Origin of the sequence: Leptolyngbya sp. Heron Island J, assembly GCF_000482245.1 — a bacterium.
Classification (GTDB): domain Bacteria; phylum Cyanobacteriota; class Cyanobacteriia; order Phormidesmidales; family Phormidesmidaceae; genus Leptothoe.
On record NZ_AWNH01000021.1, the window covers coordinates 34873 to 50894 of the forward strand.

Genomic DNA, 16022 nt, shown 5'->3' on the forward strand with positions numbered 1-16022 from the left:
ACTAGTGTGTTGTTCATTGCCATTTGGTTCATAGCCAGGAATAGAAACGCCTATATACATTTTAGAGGCGATCTGATGAGACTCGATAGGGCTTTAACTAAATGTTGAGGACAAACTGTTGCGGTAAGTAAAATACCAGTAAGTAAATGGACAAAACTATCTATCCATCCACCCATCCACCCATCCACAGTCCTCTACCAGGCAGACCTTAGGTAAGGTTGTCGGAACCAAGAGAAGCCTCTCCCTAAGCTTATTACCCCTCCAATGCCTCCAAATACTCCTCCCGAAAATAGCGCAGCGTACTCAAAACCGAATTCGGAGCAGCTTGCCCCAACCCACACAAACTGGTGTGTTTGACCACATCACATAGCATCTCCAGCTGCGCTAAATCGGCGGCTGTTGCCCGGTGTTCTTTGAACTTAGTTAACAGCTGGTAGAGTTGCACGGTCCCTGCTCGACAGGGGATACACTTGCCACAGGACTCATCCATACAAAACTGCATAAAAAACTGGGCCACATCCACCATATGGGTATGCTCATCCATCACAATCATGCCGCCTGAGCCCATAATCGATCCCAGTTTTTTGAGCGATTCAAAATCTACAGAGGTGTCAAATGCAGATGCTGGGATACAGCCCCCTGAAGGACCACCCGTTTGTACAGCCTTAATCTGAGCCCCATTGGGGGCACCCTGCCCCATCGTTTCCACAATCTCTCCTAGGGAAATTCCCATGGGTACTTCGATTAATCCGGCATTTTGTACCTTGCCCGTGAGAGAGAAAACTTTAGTGCCTTTGCTCTGTTCGGTACCAATGGAGGCAAACCAATCAGCTCCATTGCGGATAATAGGAGCAATATTGGCAAAGGTTTCTACGTTGTTGATTAATGTGGGACAGCCCCACAGTCCTGACTCAGCCGGATAGGGAGGACGGGGTCTAGGAATCCCGCGTTTGCCTTCAATGGAGGCCATTAAGGCGGTTTCTTCACCGCAGACAAAGGCTCCGGCTCCGATGCGTAAATCTACACGAAAATCAAAAGGAGAGTCAAAAATTTGACTGCCAAGCAAACCATGGCGTTTGGCCTGGCGGATGGCAGTTTGCAAATGGTTAATGGCCAGGGGATACTCTCCCCGCACGTAGATATAGCCCTGATTGGCTCCGACAGCATAGGCTGCGATCGCAAGTCCTTCCAATACCCGATGGGGATCGCTCTCCAATACACTGCGATCCATATAAGCCCCCGGATCGCCCTCATCCGCGTTACACACCACGTACTTCTGCCCCGGTGGCATTTTCGCCACTGTGGCCCACTTTAATCCAGTCGGATAGCCTGCCCCACCTCGCCCCCGTAGACCACTGCGGGTAATCTCATCGACTACCATTTCCGGCGACATCTCGCGTAAACAGTGATGCAGTGCTTTGTAGCCTGATGCCGCAATATAGTCCTCAATCTTTTCTGGATCAATACGACCGCTATTTTCCAACACAATCCGCTGCTGCCGAGTAAAAAATGGATTATCCATCGGCTGGGTCTTTAGGGCAGCAATATCTGGATGAGACGATTGCGCCAGCACCGCCACTACAGCAGCAGACTGTTCTGGTGTCACCTGCCCATAGAGCACGTCAGCAGCACCGTCAGAGTCGACTCGTACCAACGGCCCCTGACTGCATAACCCCATACAGCCCACCCCCGACACTTGTACCTGGTCTGTTAACCCCTGAGCAACTACCGCAGCTTCCAGCTGTTCTCTAACCGCCGCACTATTAGCCGAAAGACAGCCACCAACAGTACAGCAACAAATGCGATACTTTTTTTGAACAGCTACAGACGATCGCTGTAATTCATCAAAAGTCATGGCCTGGATGCAGATAGACAACTCTTCAGACGCTGCGTCACGCGCTCTAACGTTTGATGCCCCTCTAGTTGCTCATCAAACACCACAGTCGGAGCAATACCGCAGGCCCCCAAACAACGTGCTGTCATCAGCGATAGCTGACCGTCAGCTGTAGTCTCACCCGCTTTAATCCCCGTTGCATTTTCCAAACAGCTGAGCAACTGCGCCGCCTGTTTCACATAACAAGCTGTTCCCAAACAGACAACACAGCTATGTATCCCTTTGGGGGCCAATGAGAAGAAGTGATAAAAGGTTGCCACCCCATAGACCCGACTGGGTGGCAACTTCAGCCGTTGGGCAATATGCAATAACAAGTTTGTGTCTAGATAGCCAAATAGTTTCTGGGCCCGATGCAACACCTCAATCAGCGCGTCAGGGCGATACTGATGTTGTTTCATAGTTGCCTCTAACAGGCGGAGTCGCCTGTCATTAGCTGGGGAAGTCTGAACCGTAGCCCTAGAAGTCATGACTTTTCTAGTATTACCTCCCTAGTCACCTTGCCACTGTCATTTATCTTGCCAATTATTGGTATAAACCAATAGTTTGAGGAATTTATGAGGATTGAGCACCACCTACCGGTTTTAACTCTATGGAGCTTAACCTAGCTCTTCTCTTGGTATAGCCTTTAAGCAAATTCATCAGTGTTCGACTATGCCCTCTGCTTTTGACATTACCACCGAGTTTATTCAGGCGAATGGCCTCACCTTTGAAGTCGACACCTGTGGTGGGGGGCCAAAACTAGCGCTTTGTCTCCACGGATTTCCCGAAAGTTCTTACTCATGGCGGTATCAGCTGCCACTGCTGGCAGATCTTGGTTATCGGGTGTGGGCTCCCAACCTACGGGGCTATGGTCGCTCCAGTCGTCCTCAGGAGGTGAGAGCGTACGATTTAGATTGCTTGGTGGAGGATGTAGCCGCGCTCATTGATATCAGCGGTGCCACTGCGACCATGTTAGTAGCCCACGATTGGGGTGGAGCCATTGCCTGGATGTTTGCCTTGCAAAAGGTGCGCCCTCTAGAACGATTGATCATCATGAATTTGCCCCATCCGCTGCTGTTCTATCGAGGTGCCCGCAAGTTTCCTCAATATCTCAAATCTTGGTATATCCTCTATTTTCAGATTCCCTGGTTACCGGAATGGATGCTGGGGTTGAACAAGGCTCAGCTCCTGGGGTCAATCCTGCAGGCCAGTGCCATAGACAAAAGTTGCTTTTCCCAGGATGTGCTCCAGGTGTATCGCCTCAATGCCCAACAAACTGGTGCCCTCACCGCTATGCTCAATTACTACCGGGCCAATTTTTATCGTTTTTTTAAACCTCTCTCGCCAGAATTGCAGACGCTTTTAGCAACCCCTCTGGAGCTCCCCACTTTGATGATTTGGGGAGAAGAAGATGTCGCCCTCAGCAAGTTTTTGACCTACGGCACAGCAGAGCTGGTGACAGATTTCACCCTTCACTACTTGCCCGGTGTCTCCCACTGGGTGCAACAGGAAGCACCGGAACAGGTGAATGATTTGATCCAAAATTGGCTAGCCAGGTGACTGGGCCAGGGCTTTCCATAGGGTGCGGGGGTGAAACAAAACGCTGGGTGATTTTGCCATATGGGCCACCTGGAGAAAATCATCGTAGATTTTTATATCAGCATTGGCGGCCTGTACCACCCGATCAAAATAGCCTTGAGTTTTTCGCGTTAACCAGTCGGGCCGATCCCCAGTTGTCATCTTCCAGCGAAAATCTTCTCCGGTGGCCATCATCCAGGGCATTTCTATGACTTTGGCCAACTTGCGCTGAAACTGGAGTGAGAATTTACTGTTTAAACTCTCTTTGGTAGAAGAGTCATCTAAACAGTCTCCCAACAGGATAGCGCCCAGACTGGCAACGGTCATGCCCTGGCCATAGCTGGGGTTAAAGGCACACACTGCATCCCCCAGGGTGACCAGTCCGGCGGGCATTGTCTTAAGTTTTTCGTAGTGACGCAGGCAGTTGGCGGTGTTGCGGTAGCAGTAGATCGGCGACAGGGGCTGAGCTCGCTGGATGGCATGGTAAATAGAGGGGTCTCGCAGGCTCTTGGCGAATTCTAGGAATTCGTCTTCTTGGTTGCTGGGATAATCTTTTTCAAAGCCGCTGAGGGTAATCACACAGCGATTGCCTTCCACGGGGTAAACCACACCACCTCGGCGAGTTGTACCTGGCTTACTGGCAATGATCACCCCCTCAATGGCATCCTCTGGAGCATACTCATACCAGCGAGAGGCATAGCCTAAAAATGAGTTAACCGCTGAGGTTTCAACGGGGCCATAGCCCAGCTCCATTAGCCATTCTGGTAGTTGGGAGCGGCGACCGGAGGCGTCCACCACCAGGTCTGCCTGCAGGGTGGTGGGACCGTTGACTTTATGATCAATCACGACTCCGGTGATCCGATCGCGATCGCGAATCAGAGATTGGGCACAGGTCTGAGCTTTGAGGCTAAAGCCTGATCGCTGTAGTAGCTGCTGCCGCAGGTACCATTCCAGCAGCAAACGGCTGCAAATCAGACCCTTCAGGTTAGATTTGTGCTGGGGCATCCAGGCCCACATGGTGAGAAATTTCCAGTCGTTGGTCCAGTCGAGCAGTTGGGCCCCCTGAGCAATCAGGTCGTCAGTCAGGTTGGGAAACAGCGACTCTACCAGGTGGTAGCCCTGAAGGAGGAGGGCGTGAACGTGCTGGGCTTGGGGGACACCGGGCCGCACTTCAGGGCCATCGGGAAGCTGATCCCGTTCGAGGAGGATGACATGGTCGTAGTGGTCGAGAAGGACTCGGGCGGTGAGCAGACCGGCAATGCTGCCGCCGATGACGATGGCCTGGGACATGGTAGGAAGAATTCGATTGAACAGTAGGAAGTGTAGGAATTGTCAGGGTTACTCTGAGGGTAGAGCGAATACTCACTATCTACCAGGTTGGCTAAGGAAACTACACCGTCACCTGCCTCGATTTAGGATGGACCGCAAGGATACAGAGATAATGCTTGCCATGGCTAAGTTTGACGGTTCGAGACTGTCCTCACCAACCGTCCTCACCAACCCTTCACCTGCAATGAAATTCCCCGCCATCATCACCCCAAACTGCCATGTACCATCCTGGGGCTTGCCGCTGTATAGCCCCCATAGGGCAAGCCCCCTGACCGCATGACGATCAGGGGGCTATCGGCTGCATGGAGTGACGTCAGATCATCCTGCTCTAGTTTTTTGGTGCGATCGCACTTTTACCATCAACAACAGCCATTCAGCTCCAGCCTCTAGTTAGCGTTCTCGCACAGCAATACCAAAGACATTCACATTAGCAATTCGCAGTTGATCCATCGCCTGGTCAAGCAGATTTTGCTTAAGCTGGCCAGGACTGGTGACAATCAACATACCATCGGCTTGCTCGGTAATTAGATAAGCATCCGATTGCCCCAGTAGTGACGGTGCATCAAACACAACTAAATCAAATTTGGTTTTGAGCTGTTGAATCAGCTTCTGCACGCGCTTAGTTGTTAAAATATGACCGGCATCATGACCTTTTGTACCGGCACAGAGAACCTTAAGCCCATCAATTGGCTCATGTAAAAACGTATTTTTAGTGATGGCGTTGGCATCACTCAAGGCCAGGTCCGTTAAACCAGCATCGTTAGGCAGCTTGAGATAGCTATGAATCTTAGGATCGCGCAGATTAGTATCCACCAACAGTACTCGTTGTCCCATGAGAGCTGCCGCTTCCGCCAGATGAATAGCCGCGATTGATTTACCCTCATTATCCATGACAGAGCTAACCACTACCGATGTTAATGGCTGATCGGCACTGCTCAGTCTCAGGTTAGTGTAGAGTGAGCGAAATGCCTCCATAAACGGATCTTCCGCATAGGTAGCTGCGCCATTCTCCAAGGGTGAGCCTGTAGTATCGGCAGCTGTTTTCGAGGTCTTACTGGTTGCCAATTGTAAGGCCTGCATCGGTGCAAAAACATCTCGCTCGACAGATTGAGGGGCGGGGATTTTGCCTAAAATGGGTAGCTGCATCGCCCGTTGAATATCTTTGTCTGAATAAAGCACCCCCGTTGACTTATCGAGTAGTAGCGCCAGCACTGAGCCCATTAAGAGACCCAATATCCCACCCAATAGTAAGTTTTGAGTTAAACTCACAGGCGTGACCCTAGACTGCGTTGGCGGTGTCACAATTTCCCAAGGAATTTCTCGCTGGGCTGAATCGATTTCTAAGGCTGCTTGTTTTGCTAAAAACTGATTTAAGTTTTCCGTAGCAATTTCTAGCTCTCGCTGAATCTCCACATAGTCTCGTGAGATTCCTGCCAGGTCGTCAACATCAGAACTGAGTCCCTGTAGAGCGCCATTCAAGGAGCGTTCTTGCGCCTCTAACTCCTGCATTTGACTAATTAGATCGCGCTGAGATTGCGCGCCCTGTTGTTCTAGCAAGGTCAGCAAATTTTGTCGTTGCTCCTTGAGCACCTCCATATCTGGACTATTGTCAAGATAGAGTGTCGACGCCTGAGCAATTTGAGTATCTAGCTCTAGCAAACTATCCAGTAATGCCTGATATCTTGGATTTTGTGCTAAAGCAGACGATGATGCTTGCTCTTGAGGCCCACTCAGTTGAGAGCGCAGGTTCTCATAATTAGCTCGATTTTGCTCTAGAGAGATTTGTAGATCAAGCTGTTGCTTTGAGAAGGTATCCACTTGTCCAGATAGCTGAGAACCACGAGAATCAGGATCAATAATGTTATGGGTTAATCGTAGTGATTCTAGCTGATCTTGCAAAGAATCCACCTTGTTCGCTAAATCAGGTAGCTTTTGCTCAACAAATTCAATGGCCCGACGAATATCAGCCTGTTTAGATTCAAGGCTAAATGCTAAATACGCCTGGGATGCCAGCTCTAAAATAGACTGCACCATTTGGGGATCGCCATCTTGCATTGACACCCGAATAATATTGGAATTATTACCCAGCTGGTTGACTCGTAGTCGGCTAGATAACACCTGGTAGCACGGATCATAGGTCACTTCCGAAGCATTCGAGTCAGGCGCTACCCCAGGGCAATAATTAGGATAACTCTCTCTAATCCCTTCAATGACTGGTCGCAAAACCTTAGGGCCTACTAAAATTTTGAGTAGGTCACTATCAACAGCCACCTGATCTTGAGTGGTGAGGGTTTCTGGAACATTGGCGATCACCTCAGTTTCAGTACTTTGCGCTTGTACCAAAAGTTCAAAGCTACCGTCGTAAACAGGTTTTTCGGAAAGGACTCTGGTGGCGGCAAGTCCCATGGTAGCCACTGTAACACCAGTTATCACCCACCATTTTCGCTGTAGTATTTTAACTAAGGCAACAAAATTGAGTCCGCCTTCGTCTTCGGAAATCGAACGTTCCGGGCCTGTCCAAGATGATGATGATGAGGGGAGGGTATCAGCTCTCATAGGTAGAGGATATGTAATAGATGTGAATAATTAAAGGCTGGAATGGAAAACCTGAGTTTTGAGAAATCTCCGCCTAATCAAATATATTCAGAAACCTCAGGGGAGAGAAAACGTTAGTGATCACTTGCCCAACTGGACTAAGAATAGAACCGATCTCATCACTAATACGAGCGAGCGCCGATGGATTGACAATGATGACATCGTTATTTTGCAGCAGGGGATTATTGTCATCATTAATGCCCTGAGCAAAGTCAACAGGAATTGTTCTTCGATTGACGGTACCATCAGGACTGAGTCGAATCAGCTCAGCCTCACTTTCTTTTGCACGATTGTTAAAGCCACCAACGGCCAGGATCGCCTGACTAAGGGATGTATTAGGTGGCAACTCAATTACCCCTGAGCGGGATACTTCACCGACAACGTTAACGCGGATAGCATTAGGGGAAAAGCTAGCGGATGCTACTGTAGGCACTTCCGACGGGTCTAATGCCGTTGCAATTGGAACAAAAATAGTATCGTTGGCCTGTAGAACAACATCTTGATAGACATCACCGGCTTCTAGTAACTGCCACAGGTCTACATCAATAACTTGTGAGCCACCGGAGCGAGTGGGGCGAACAATCTGTACTTGGCGAATATCAGCTCTGGGTTTAATACCGCCGGCTACCTGCAAAGCCCTTGTAACTGTAGTTGGGGTGCTAGAGTTAGCGGATGCACCAGGAACACCTGCATCTCGAGTAGTGGCTACCCCTCCTTGCAGTGTGTACGGACCAGGTCGATACACCTCACCAATAACCGCCACATTGATCGGCTGACTGACGCTAGCGGCAAAACTGGAATCCGCCAAAAGTGAAGCTTCTTCTAAAGAAATTGTCCCCGTGGGAATAAAGATTGAATCACCATCTCGTAGAGAGATATCATACTGGGAATTACCCGTTTCCAGAAGCTGCCAGAGATCAACAGTAAAGGTTTGAGTGTTGCCATTTCGTCCGGAGCGTTCAATCTGCACTTGGCGAATATCGGCAACTTGGGTGACCCCGCCAGCCATTTCCAGTAGCTGAGTTAATCGGGGTGACTGGGTGCCAGTTTGAGTGAGGGTGTAAGCCCCAGGAGTATTGATCTCACCGGAAATACCAATTTGCAACGGACGTCGGTTGAGCAGGCTCAGGGTAACCAATGGACGTTTTAAGTATTGACCGTACTGACTGGACAACAATTCTGTAGTTTCTTCTATGGAAAGCCCCGCTACATTGACGGGGCCAATCAGCGGCAAATTCAAGGTGCCGTCCACTAGAACTTCGCTCTCGCCACTGTATTGCGGCACCTGGAAAATCTCAACACGAACAACATCACCAGCTCCCAGGGTATAGGCTGTTTCAGCCGGTGGGGCAACGATGCTTCTAGTCGGGCTAGTCGTGGGGGTAGCCCGACTGGGATTTTGCTCTGGTAAGGATGGTAGCTGTTGGGCTTTTGCTGCGGAAGAGGAGATACCCATTGCACATAGGGCAATACAAACTAGGGCTAATTTGGGCTGAGACAGGCGACTGTTTAACATAGGTATCAAGCAGATTGCAATGTGAGAAGTTAGAACACAAGCTTCGAACACACTGTAGTAAGGCCACACACTGTAAGCCTCTAGGGGTGTATCAGTTTTCTGGGCTACCCCCTGCCAATCCGTTTAATTTTTAAATCCGTTTGAATTAATTTTATAGATTTGTTTGAGGATAGCCGCTTACAATGCCTGATATGCAAAGCATGGCTATTCCATAGGCCCATACGCCCATAAATGCATAGATATATAGGATCTGTAGTGATAACGGCCCTCTTAGGCGCTCAAGATAGGTTTGTCAGGTCTCTCTGTGCAGCTTAAATAGGTTCTCACACCTGATGCTGACAAATGACTTTTTTTTGTCTATACTGGCTGCAAAGCGAGGGTGTTCATGAAAGAAAAATGTGTGTTCATAAAGTAATCATGAAGTGTAGATTACTTTCCTGTTGAGTCAACTGTGATTTCAATCATATATCGACGACTGCAGACAAGGTATTTTGTTGATACATAATGTAAGGTAATCCGAGCGGTATATCTTTGTCACCTACCCATATCTATCGCGGCTAGAAAGTCTACCAATACGTTTCAGGGTCTTTGAGTTTTATCTTGTTAACATCAGCGACTTACAGATAATTCTCCTGAGGTTACTACCAGCCATTGAATAGAGAGTTGTTCCGTATATTACTTATTTCAAGCTCAAGTATAGTGCTATACGGAATACAGGGTTTTCTGCTACCAAGAAAGGTTTTGCGTAAGTCTTACATCTTAAAACAGACTTACCTAGACAAATAAACGCTTGGAGTTATGGTGTCTTGAAAAACTCCGCCAAACTCCGCCAATCTTACACCCAAGGCAACGGTGAATTTTATGACAAGTAAGTGTTCTAACAAAAATCACTGGCAACGAACCTATTCAGCTAATTCGATTCAGCCGATGTACCAACAGTAGTGCAGACCTGCTGAGTCTGGATTTAAAGCGACAAGCTGATCAAAGAATCTTCATAGGTTTATGCGATTTTTGTGAGCACATTTTAGACAGAAGTCTTTTGTACCCGCCCTCAACAAAATTCGAGAATTCATTATGCTGTATTCGACTACTAAGTCTAGTCTTACTGGCCTTTGGCAGAAAAGCGCAAAAAAGCTGGAAACACAAAACGTAATTGGTTTTCCGGTTACAGCAGAATCATTTGATGCCCAAATTGATACGATGCTGAGCTGGGCGCATCAGCGACTCAGTAAGGTCGTATGTGTTGCGAACGTTCACATGCTGGTTGAAGCAAAGTGCAGTGCAGGTTTTGCACGGGTATTGCACAGAGCAGACATGCTAACACCGGATGGCATGCCTTTGGTGTGGGTTACCAGTCGACTCAGAAAACGTAAGCAAGATCGGGTTGCAGGCATGGACATCATGCTAAGCCTATGTAAGAAAGCCTCTAAGGAAAATATCAGTGTCTTTTTCCTAGGATCAACTCCCGACGTGTTGTGGAACATGGAACAACATCTAAGGAAGGAGTTTCCTGAATTAAAAATTGCTGGTCTAGAATCTCCTCCTTTTCGTCCGTTGACAATTGAAGAGGATGCTGCATTAGTTCAACGCATCAATGACAGCGGAGCCAACATGGTGTTGGTGTCCCTCGGTTGCCCTAAGCAGGAATGGTGGATGCATACTCATAAGAACCGTGTAAAGGCCGTTATGGTTGGTTTGGGGGGTGTCTTCCCAATTTATGCTGGTGAGAAGAAATGGGCTCCGGTCTGGGTTCAGAAAAGTGGCTTTGAATGGTTGTATCGCTTATTGCAAGAACCAGGACGACTGTGGCAGCGCTATGCCAGAACAATCCCTGTATTTTTATGGCTTGCGTTTAAGCAATTGGTGAAGGTGAAGTTGGGCTTAGAGCCTAGATTCACTCGGCCTAATGCAACTGTTGCTGTGCTCTATCGTGGCAGACAGTAGCCTAAGAACTGAGTTTTGGGGATGATTCAAAAGCAGCTGAACAGCATGGCCTTCTGCAACTCGTGGAGGGGCGTGCTGTTAGCGGAAACGACATTTTTGCCTGAGCCTGAGCCCTAAGGATGCTTAAATTATCCGGATTTTCTGACCTTTCCCGAAAAATGCTCGTTTTTAGGGAAGCTATAGGAAAGGGCAACTGCAGGTATTCAGGTTAACGTTTGTGAGTTGTAAGCTTCTTGCTAAGTACAGTTATATGTTTGCCGTATGAAAATAAAGCTGCCTGGTGCGCTTCGTACATTAGTCAAAACAACTCAATTCTGGAAAGAAAATCATCTCATTCTTCGAGAATTTAGATATTTTCCCAGGCTTGTAGTTTTGGCACTTTCTTTTGCCTTGATTGCAGCTGCCTTTGAAGGTATGACAGTTGGATTCATCGCTTCTTTTTTGCAAGGGCTAACCAATCCAAATGAGCCACCGATTCAAACTGGTATTCTGTGGTTTGATACTATTTTCCTAGCTACTCAAGCATCTGCAACGGAAAGGATTTATCGGCTTTCTGGGTTACTGTTAGTTGGTGTTTGGTTACGAGCAGTTTTTGACTATTTGAGTGAAGTTTACTCTAAAAAGTCTGCCTTAAAACTAGTCGATCATTTACGGCGTCGCATCTTTGATCAACTAGAGAGTTTAAGGTTAAGTTTCTACTCTACAGTCAGCCCTGGGGCACTGATTAGCACCATTAGAGGTGAAGTTAACCAGGTTCAGCAAGCGTTCAACATTCTTTCAGTATCGATCGTCCATGGCTCTAAGGTATTGGCTTACCTGATAGCAATGTTGGTTCTCTCTTGGCAGTTGTTTTTAATATCAGCTCTGGTATTTGGACTCATGTCTGTGGGGCTGACGTCTTTGACGGCCAGGGTCAGGGAAGCAAGCTTTGCCATTCCCAAGGCGAATAATGCCTTTACTGCTAGCGCTCTGTCGTTTATTAATGGAATTCGCACTGTCCATGCATCCGGAACCCAGGAGTTTGAACGTCAGCGTTACTATAAGGCTGCCAATAATGTCTATCAGGCCCAGCTTTCGGTAATCAGACTTTCGGCTTTGGTCAGACCTTTAATTGAGGGGTTGGGTGTCACGTTACTCGTGGGTATGGTGATTGTCTCTTATACTCTCTTAATTTCTACGGGGCGACTGAAAGCAGCTGAGTTGTTGACCTTCTTATTTGTGCTGATTCGCACAACGCCATTGGTATCGGCTTTGAATGGGACCAGAGTTGGGTTTATCTCTTCTCAAGGTGCGTTGAATTCTGTGACAGAATTGCTGAGACGTGATGATAAGCCCTACTTTAAGGATGGACGTCAGGGATTTCAAGGGTTACAGCGCTCAATTGATTTTATCTCAGTTGATTTTTCCTATAATCCTGGGGAGCCTATATTACATGACATTACTCTATCGATTAAACGGGGTGAGACCACGGCATTAGTGGGTACTTCAGGTGCTGGTAAAACAACGCTGGCGGATTTAATCCCGCGTTTTTATGATGTCACACGCGGTCAGATACTGGTTGACGGTGTTAATTTGAACGAGCTTAAAATCAATTCGCTGCGACAGCGGATGGCGATTGTTAGTCAGGACACCTTTATCTTTAATACAACAGTCGGTGAGAACATTCTATACGGTGTAGAAAATGCTAGCAGGGCTGATATGATCGAAGCGGCTAAATCCGCCAATGCCTTGGAGTTTATTGAAAATTTGCCGGATGGGTTTGATACTCAGCTAGGAGAAAGAGGGATTCGGCTCTCTGGGGGACAACGTCAACGAATTGCGATCGCACGGGCACTACTACAAGATCCGGAAATCTTGATTCTAGATGAAGCCACCAGCGCGCTGGATTCATTGACGGAAAAGCTGATTCAGGAATCTCTGGAAAAGCTCTCGAAGGGACGAACAGTGATTGCGATCGCGCATCGACTTTCAACCATTGCCAATGCCGATAAAGTCGTCGTCCTCGAAAAGGGTCGGATTGTAGAACAAGGTAAATATCAGGAACTGCTCAATGAACAAGGCAAGCTGTGGAAATACCATCAAATCCAGTTTGAAGTAGGACAAAAAAGTTAACGCTTGTTCAAGTCGACATCGTACACTCTTCCTGAAAGCACCTATGAAACTTTATTACTATCAAAAAACCTGTGGCAACTTTGGAGATGACCTGAATCTCTGGCTTTGGAAAAATCTTTTTCCAGATGCATTCGATGAGGATGACAAAAAGGTTTTCTTTGGCATTGGCACAATTATCAATGACCGTATTTATGATCGAGCTCCTAATGCAGATAGGATTATCATCTTTAGCTCAGGTGTTGGTTATGGCAAAACGCCCCTACAGAACTTACCAACAATCAACGATCGTTGGAAAGTATATTGCCTGAGAGGCCCACTATCAGCGCATGCCCTTGGCGTCTCACCTGATCTGGCCATTACCGATGGCGCAGTATTAATTAGAAGACTCTTTAAGCCTCAGACTAAAATCGAAAAGAAACAGAAATTCGCTTACATGCCCCACGTTGATCAAGCTGTTAAACATGGGGAGATATGGCAAAAGATTTGTCAGCAAGCAGGCTACGGATATATTGATCCACGCTGGACAAGAGAAGAGGTCTTAAATGCTCTCTGTCAAACAGAAACCTTGATCACTGAAGCGATGCATGGAGCTATTGTTGCAGACGCACTCCGTGTACCGTGGATACCCGTGAAAACCAGTTCCAGTATTTTTGAATTTAAGTGGTGGGATTGGTGTAAGTCTCTTGACCTGGAGTATACGCCACGTCAAATGAGTGAGCTACCCAGTAGAAAAAGTGTACCATCCAAAATCAAGAAATTCATAATTAGCAAAAAAATAGTAAAGGAGCTCAAAGACATCGCGGAAAGTTCAGCACCTATTTTAAGCAACGAAGTGAAGATTGAACAGTTAACAACCAGACTTGAAGAAAAAGTCGAGAGCTTTAGAAAAGATATGTTTGCTGGGAGTTTCTAGGACGATTTCACTCAATAGGATAGATGAATACAAACTGAGCGTATATCACCTGTTCTTTGCTGAAACTCATAAGTTTCAGCACGATGACTACAGAAATCGTTGCTGATTTAGAGGATGAACCAATCGGTTAGAAACGCCATACAGCGACATCTTTAAGACAAAACATAGTTGGGATCAGCAACGTCTACAGATTTAGCACACCAAACTATCCCTAGTATCTGAATCTAGATGAAATGAGTATGAAAGTTGTCTCTAGATCAACCGATCAGATTCTCCCAGATGTATCAGTCGTCATTCCCACCTACAATCGCATCTCAATGCTTAAGGAGGCTATAGCGACAGTATTGAATCAAACATTTGCTGGCAATACTGAAATCATCGTTATAGACGACAACTCAAAAGACGGCACCCCTAAAACTATTCAAGAGCAATACCCAGATATTTATCTGATTGCATGTTCTGAAAACCACGGGCCTGCTGCTGCACGTAACCAAGGAATTAGGGCAGCCAAGGGACGGTATATCGCCTTTTTAGATTCAGATGATTTGTGGGAGTCAGACTATCTCCAAACTCAAATTGATGCCCTAGACCAACAATCGGCGACTCAAGCAAACTGTTTTTCTGTGAGTGATGTCTGGCTATGGAAAACAGAAAAAGATATTCGTATCCATTGTAAGCAAGGAAAACATCCAGACTTTAGTTCTTTCCTACATCATCTATTAGCGGCTGGAAGTTTTATCCATACTCCTTCAGCGGCTGTCTTCCCTCGACAGGCTTTTGATCGGCAAGATTTATTCAATGAATCATTAAGATTTGCCGAGGACACCGACCTGTATATTCGGCTGATCATCGATGGTTATCAGCCAATCTTTACCCGTAAGCCACTGGTGACCCGGCGTAAGCATGGTCAGGGGCAGGCGATTGAATTTAAGAATATCGATAGAAGGATACAAAATCGAATCAACATACTTCAACAGTATTATCCAGCCATCAAGGGCGATCAAATTGACATTTCTCTAGAGGAAATCAGAGCGCAAATATACAGCCAGTTTGCTACCCAGTGTTACCGCAGCCAGCACTTTCTCAAGTGGGCATCGCTGCTGCAAACATCAGCCGACTATACATCTTGGCAGGCTGTATGGCCCAGGATAAAACATGATATTGGGTTTACTACTAGGAGATTATCCAGTTTTTTACAAAAGTGGAGAACTATAAAATCAGTATGAAAGACACTCTGACACCTCACCCTTTTGTCACTGTTATTATCCCTGTCTACAACGACTCTAAGCGTCTGCAGCAATGTCTGAATCGACTACAAAATCAAACCTACTCCCAAGCCTGCTATGAGGTGATTGTTATTGATAATAACTCAACAGAAGACTTAAAGCCTATTGTCGATCAATTTGCTCAAGCCAAATATCTAGTTGAAAAAAAACCTGGTTCCTACAGTGCTCGTAACACGGGGTTGGCGATTGCCAAGGGTGAAATTTTAGGGTTCACTGATTCAGACTGTGTTCCGGCCTTTGACTGGATTGAAAAAGGGGCTGATCACATTCTCAAGCATCCAGGCTGTGGCTTGGTTGCAGGCAAGATTGATTTTCTCTTTCAGCAGTCTGAAAACCCTAAGCCCACCGAACTGTTTGATAGCCTGTACTTTCTCCAGCAGGAAAAATATGTAAAAGAAGGTCACTTTGCTGCTACCGCTAACCTCTTCACTACTCCAGCAATCTTTAGCAGTGTAGGGCTATTTGATGATTCTCTGAAATCTGGTGGCGATCGCGAGTGGGGAAAACGGGTTTATGCCGCAGGTTACAAACAAATTTACGCAGCTGACGTCAAAATTTCCCACCCAACGCGAACCAGCTTTGAAGAAATAAATAAAAAGCTCTGTCGAGTTTACAAAGGTGGCTTCTACATCAACAAAAAATCAGAAACACCACTCCTAGAGTTTTTAAAAGAAATCATAGTTGACGTTAAACCTCCCGCCAGATATCTATTCAAAACTCTCGAAGAGCGTGGCGTTAGAGATATTAATAAACGCATAACAGTGATTTTTCTCTACATGCGGCTGAAGTTATCTAAAGCTTTTACTGAACTAAAGTTGTATTTTCAATGATACCAGCGCTAATAGTTCATCATTTTTACTAAAGGGTATAGCTAGA

11 protein-coding genes are annotated in these 16022 nt (G+C 46.7%); 6 read left to right on the plus strand and 5 right to left on the minus strand.

The genetic code is table 11. The features are described from left to right. Window positions 1-253: 253 nt before the first annotated feature. Together N836_RS46440 and hoxE are read right to left on the minus strand one after the other, a co-directional pair. On the minus strand, window positions 254-1855 hold the full coding sequence (locus N836_RS46440; protein ID WP_023071511.1) for a NuoF family protein: 1602 nt from the start codon (window positions 1853-1855) through the stop codon (window positions 254-256). Then, window positions 1852-2361: a bidirectional hydrogenase complex protein HoxE gene (gene hoxE, locus N836_RS46445; RefSeq protein ID WP_031291974.1), complete on the minus strand. Its 510-nt coding sequence runs from the start codon at window positions 2359-2361 to the stop codon at window positions 1852-1854. Before hoxE ends, N836_RS46440 begins: the two co-directional genes overlap by 4 nt. Before the next feature lie 184 nt (window positions 2362-2545). Here hoxE and N836_RS46450 point away from each other — a divergent pair, with 184 nt between their 5' ends. Beyond that, a complete protein-coding gene (locus N836_RS46450; RefSeq protein WP_023071513.1) occupies window positions 2546-3433 on the plus strand; it encodes an alpha/beta fold hydrolase in 888 nt (295 codons plus the stop codon). Here the strand turns inward: N836_RS46450 and N836_RS46455 are convergent. From N836_RS46455 to N836_RS46465, 3 genes are all read right to left on the minus strand, one after another. After that, the gene (locus N836_RS46455; RefSeq protein WP_023071514.1) at window positions 3422-4741 is read right to left on the minus strand and encodes an NAD(P)/FAD-dependent oxidoreductase; all 1320 of its coding nucleotides are present in this window, start codon (window positions 4739-4741) and stop codon (window positions 3422-3424) included. The two genes, N836_RS46450 and N836_RS46455, sit on opposite strands and share 12 nt — an antisense overlap. A 429-nt stretch (window positions 4742-5170) precedes the next feature. Next, window positions 5171-7336 (minus strand): GumC family protein, encoded by a 2166-nt coding sequence (locus N836_RS46460; RefSeq protein WP_023071515.1) that lies wholly within the window; start codon window positions 7334-7336, stop codon window positions 5171-5173. A 73-nt stretch (window positions 7337-7409) separates the two neighbouring features. After that, window positions 7410-8831 carry an SLBB domain-containing protein gene (locus tag N836_RS46465; RefSeq protein ID WP_235071048.1) on the minus strand — a complete coding sequence of 474 codons (1422 nt, stop codon included), beginning with the start codon at window positions 8829-8831 and terminating at the stop codon, window positions 7410-7412. Window positions 8832-9965: 1134 nt separating this feature from the next. Here N836_RS46465 and N836_RS46470 point away from each other — a divergent pair. From N836_RS46470 to N836_RS46485, 5 genes are all read left to right on the plus strand, one after another. Continuing rightward, a complete protein-coding gene (locus N836_RS46470) occupies window positions 9966-10835 on the plus strand; it encodes a WecB/TagA/CpsF family glycosyltransferase (protein WP_023071517.1) in 870 nt (289 codons plus the stop codon). A 261-nt stretch (window positions 10836-11096) separates the two neighbouring features. Continuing rightward, a complete protein-coding gene (gene hepA / locus N836_RS46475; protein ID WP_023071518.1) occupies window positions 11097-12947 on the plus strand; it encodes a heterocyst formation ABC transporter subunit HepA in 1851 nt (616 codons plus the stop codon). 43 nt (window positions 12948-12990) lie between these two features. Continuing rightward, on the plus strand, window positions 12991-13860 hold the full coding sequence (locus N836_RS46480; RefSeq protein ID WP_023071519.1) for a polysaccharide pyruvyl transferase family protein: 870 nt from the start codon (window positions 12991-12993) through the stop codon (window positions 13858-13860). Window positions 13861-14099: 239 nt separating this feature from the next. Further along, window positions 14100-15086, plus strand: coding sequence for a glycosyltransferase family 2 protein (locus tag N836_RS72980; RefSeq protein WP_023071520.1), 987 nt, complete (start codon window positions 14100-14102; stop codon window positions 15084-15086). After that, a complete protein-coding gene (locus tag N836_RS46485) occupies window positions 15083-15976 on the plus strand; it encodes a glycosyltransferase (protein WP_023071521.1) in 894 nt (297 codons plus the stop codon). The genes N836_RS72980 and N836_RS46485 overlap by 4 nt, the downstream gene beginning before the upstream one ends. The last annotated feature ends 46 nt before the right edge of the window (window positions 15977-16022 follow it).

Bases quoted from the DNA above. Each gene is read 5' to 3' on its own strand.
- N836_RS46440 (WP_023071511.1), bottom strand. From the start codon at position 1,855: ATGACTTTTGATGAATTACAGCGATCGTCTGTAGCTGTTCAAAAAAAG.
- hoxE (WP_031291974.1), bottom strand. From the start codon at position 2,361: ATGACTTCTAGGGCTACGGTTCAGACTTCCCCAGCTAATGACAGGCGA.
- N836_RS46450 (WP_023071513.1), top strand. From the start codon at position 2,546: ATGCCCTCTGCTTTTGACATTACCACCGAGTTTATTCAGGCGAATGGC.
- N836_RS46455 (WP_023071514.1), bottom strand. From the start codon at position 4,741: ATGTCCCAGGCCATCGTCATCGGCGGCAGCATTGCCGGTCTGCTCACC.
- N836_RS46460 (WP_023071515.1), bottom strand. From the start codon at position 7,336: ATGAGAGCTGATACCCTCCCCTCATCATCATCATCTTGGACAGGCCCG.
- N836_RS46465 (WP_235071048.1), bottom strand. From the start codon at position 8,831: ATGGGTATCTCCTCTTCCGCAGCAAAAGCCCAACAGCTACCATCCTTA.
- N836_RS46470 (WP_023071517.1), top strand. From the start codon at position 9,966: ATGCTGTATTCGACTACTAAGTCTAGTCTTACTGGCCTTTGGCAGAAA.
- hepA (WP_023071518.1), top strand. From the start codon at position 11,097: ATGAAAATAAAGCTGCCTGGTGCGCTTCGTACATTAGTCAAAACAACT.
- N836_RS46480 (WP_023071519.1), top strand. From the start codon at position 12,991: ATGAAACTTTATTACTATCAAAAAACCTGTGGCAACTTTGGAGATGAC.
- N836_RS72980 (WP_023071520.1), top strand. From the start codon at position 14,100: ATGAAAGTTGTCTCTAGATCAACCGATCAGATTCTCCCAGATGTATCA.
- N836_RS46485 (WP_023071521.1), top strand. From the start codon at position 15,083: ATGAAAGACACTCTGACACCTCACCCTTTTGTCACTGTTATTATCCCT.